General features: G+C 57.6%; 3 protein-coding genes. 1 reads left to right on the top strand and 2 read right to left on the bottom strand.

Annotation, left to right across the window (positions count from 1 at the left end; translation table 11 throughout):
* The first annotated feature begins 329 nt into the window (after positions 1–329).
* A complete protein-coding gene (locus N902_RS0114220; protein WP_027371449.1) occupies positions 330–1,613 on the top strand; it encodes an acetyl-CoA C-acetyltransferase in 1,284 nt (427 codons plus the stop codon).
* A gap of 238 nt (positions 1,614–1,851) precedes the next feature.
* On the opposite strand, the gene N902_RS0114215 is transcribed toward N902_RS0114220, so the two are convergent.
* Together N902_RS0114215 and N902_RS18115 are read right to left on the bottom strand one after the other, a co-directional pair.
* Positions 1,852–2,142, bottom strand: coding sequence for a hypothetical protein (locus N902_RS0114215; RefSeq protein ID WP_027371448.1), 291 nt, complete (start codon positions 2,140–2,142; stop codon positions 1,852–1,854).
* A gap of 444 nt (positions 2,143–2,586) precedes the next feature.
* Positions 2,587–2,861 (bottom strand): electron transfer flavoprotein subunit alpha/FixB family protein (locus tag N902_RS18115; protein WP_034623057.1); only part of this gene is annotated, 275 nt, incomplete at its 5' end.

Below are 2,861 nucleotides of genomic sequence, written 5' to 3'. Positions count from 1 at the left end.
CTAATAAAGAACTGCAAACGCGGACTTGAACCGCCAATCACGCTTCCAGCGTGATTAACAGCCACCCGCTCTGCCGATTGAGCCACCGGGCGTCGCCGTGAACAGAGAGATGTATAAACAAAACCGCCTTCACCGTCAACCATTTTTTCAGAACATATCTGGAACCCTGCGTTTTGCGCATCAAACACCGGACGGCAGGGGCATTTCCGGACGCCTTGGCCGCACTGGGGCTCGCTGCACAATCATTTGCCCTTTCCTTTCTTTCCGTGCTATCTGCACTCCCATCATACTCGGCTGATTTTTCCAATGAACAGTATAAGGAGGCATTCATGAAAGACGTGGTTATTGTCAGCGGAGCCCGGACAGCTGTGGGCACATTTTTGGGGACCCTGAAAAACGTACCGGCGGCTGAGCTCGGAGCTGTCTGCATCCGGGAGACATTGAAAAAGGCCAAGCTCAAGCCCAAGGGCTCCCAAGCCATGCTGGACAACGCCCCGGACAAGCTGAAGGGCGCAGGGAGCATCGATCTGGAATCAAAATACATGCAATGGGACGACGCCCACCAGGAAATCGAGGTGGATGAAGTGATCATGGGCAATGTGCTCCAGGCCGGACAGGGACAAAACCCCGCCCGGCAGGCCACCATCTACGCCGGCATGCCCAAGGAGGTCCCGGCCTTTACCGTGAACAAGGTCTGCGCCTCGGGGATGAAGGCTGTGGCCCTGGGGGTCCAGGCCATCCGTTCCGGGGACGCGGAGGTGATCATCGCCGGAGGGATGGAGAACATGAGCATGGCCCCATACGCCCTGCCCAAGCTACGGGAGGGGGCCCGGATGTTCAACGCCGAGGCCCGGGACCTGATGGTCCACGACGGGCTGTGGGAGCTCTATTACGGCTATCACATGGGCATGACCGCGGAAAACATCGCCGATCTGTACAATATCAGCCGGGAGGAGCAGGATAAGCTGAGTCTGGAAAGCCACAACCGGGCCAGGGCGGCCACGGCAAACGGGACCTTCAAGGAGGAGATCGTTCCGGTTACCATTCCCCAGCGCAAAAAGGACCCCATTGTGTTTGATGTCGACGAACGGCCCATGGACACCACCCTGGAGAAAATGGGCAAGCTGCCCCCGGTATTCAAAAAGGACGGCACAGTCACCGCCGGGAACGCCTCCGGGATCAATGACGCCGGAGCCGCCCTTCTGCTCATGAGCCGGGAAAAGGCCGAGGCCCTGGGTTTGGAGCCCCTGGCCGTGGTCAAGAGCTTCTCTCCCGGAGGCATCGATCCGGCATATATGGGCCTGGGCGTCATTCCAGCCACCAGGCTGGCCCTGAGCAAGTCCGGCTGGAACATGAATGATGTGGATCTGGTGGAGCTGAACGAGGCCTTTGCCTCCCAGGCCCTGGCCTGCATCCGGGAACTGGACATGGACCAGACCAAGACCAACCCCAACGGCAGCGGGATCTCCATCGGCCATCCCATCGGGTGCACCGGGGCCAGGATCGCTCTTACCCTGGCCATGGGCATGAAGCGGCACAACCTGGCCAAGGGCCTGGGGACCTTGTGTATCGGCGGGGGCATGGGCTACGCCATGACTTTGGAAAGGCCGTAAGACGGAGGTCAGAGATCAGAGGAAAGAAGAGAGAGCAGCGTCACCTCTGGCCATTGACACCCAGTTTGATCTGGGATGAAACGTGTGTGGTGATATCAGAATTCCCAGGAAGGGCGACCGGCGGTCGCCCTTCCTGGCCAGGCTCCAGCCTGGCTCTTCTCTACATAGGGTAGGACCTGCACGTTCGCTGGAGTGATACAAGCCTCAAGTATAAAAAGGCGGCCTTGCGGCCGCCTTTTTATATGGTCACTGCCTGTACTTCCTGTCCTTGGAGCAGCAGGCTGAGTCTGCCCTGCTCATCCTTATGCAGTCTCACATCCACATCGCTTCCACCGGCCAACTCCGGATGCTTTCCGCGCAAGACGGCCAGATCCATTTCTTCCAGGGCGGTTTTCAGGACCTCGATCCTGGCTTCCAGCTCCGGATCGTTGCTCTGCGGTCCTTTCAAGGCCTGGTTCACTGCCCGGGTATAGGCCCGTTTGGCTGCCGTGTGTACACAATGCCTGCTGACATTGAGCCGGATCTGCATACTCTCCCCATGCCTTGAAAGGACAGATCTGAACATCACAAAAAGGCGAATGCTTATTGCTACAACTGAGTTTCGTTTTTTCCCGTCATTCCCGCGAAAGAACGTCATCCCGGACCCCGATCCGGGACGGGAATCCAGGCTCTTCGACTCAGAAAGGAGCGGTCAAAGCTTGTGCCTTGTCATTCATCATCTGTCGCAATACAAGAAACACCCCCCCAGCCCCCCTCAAGGGGGGACAAAGAAGAGGGAGCGACAGATTAAGGTTGATTTTTCACCCGCAAGGCTTTCCACTATATTGCCCGGCACTCACTTGCATGGCAAAATTTTGTGCCTGAATGGGACATTGATATCGCATGTGAGTACCGGGCGGTCTCCAATAAGACCTGTTTTTTTATGCTTCCTTAGCGTACGCATAACTGCGCTTGGGCAGACATGTGGGTTGGTCTACTTCAGCTCTTCCACCTTGTCCTTGAGCTCGGGGATGAACTCCAGCATGTCTTCCACAACCCCTACGTCGGCCACCTGGAAGATTGGCGCCTTGGGGTTGTTGTTCACCGCTACGATGAACGGATTGCCCTTCACACCGCCCATGTGCTGGAACGATCCGCTGATACCCATGGCCAGGTACACCTTGGGCTTGACCGTCTGCCCAGAAGTGCCCACCTGCCGGGACTTCTCCATCCACTTGGCGTCCACCACAGGACGGGAGCAGGCCACGA

The organism is Desulfovermiculus halophilus DSM 18834 (genome assembly GCF_000620765.1).
Taxonomy (GTDB): domain Bacteria; phylum Desulfobacterota; class Desulfovibrionia; order Desulfovibrionales; family Desulfothermaceae; genus Desulfovermiculus; species Desulfovermiculus halophilus.
This window is presented reverse-complemented; position numbering and strand designations above follow the sequence as displayed.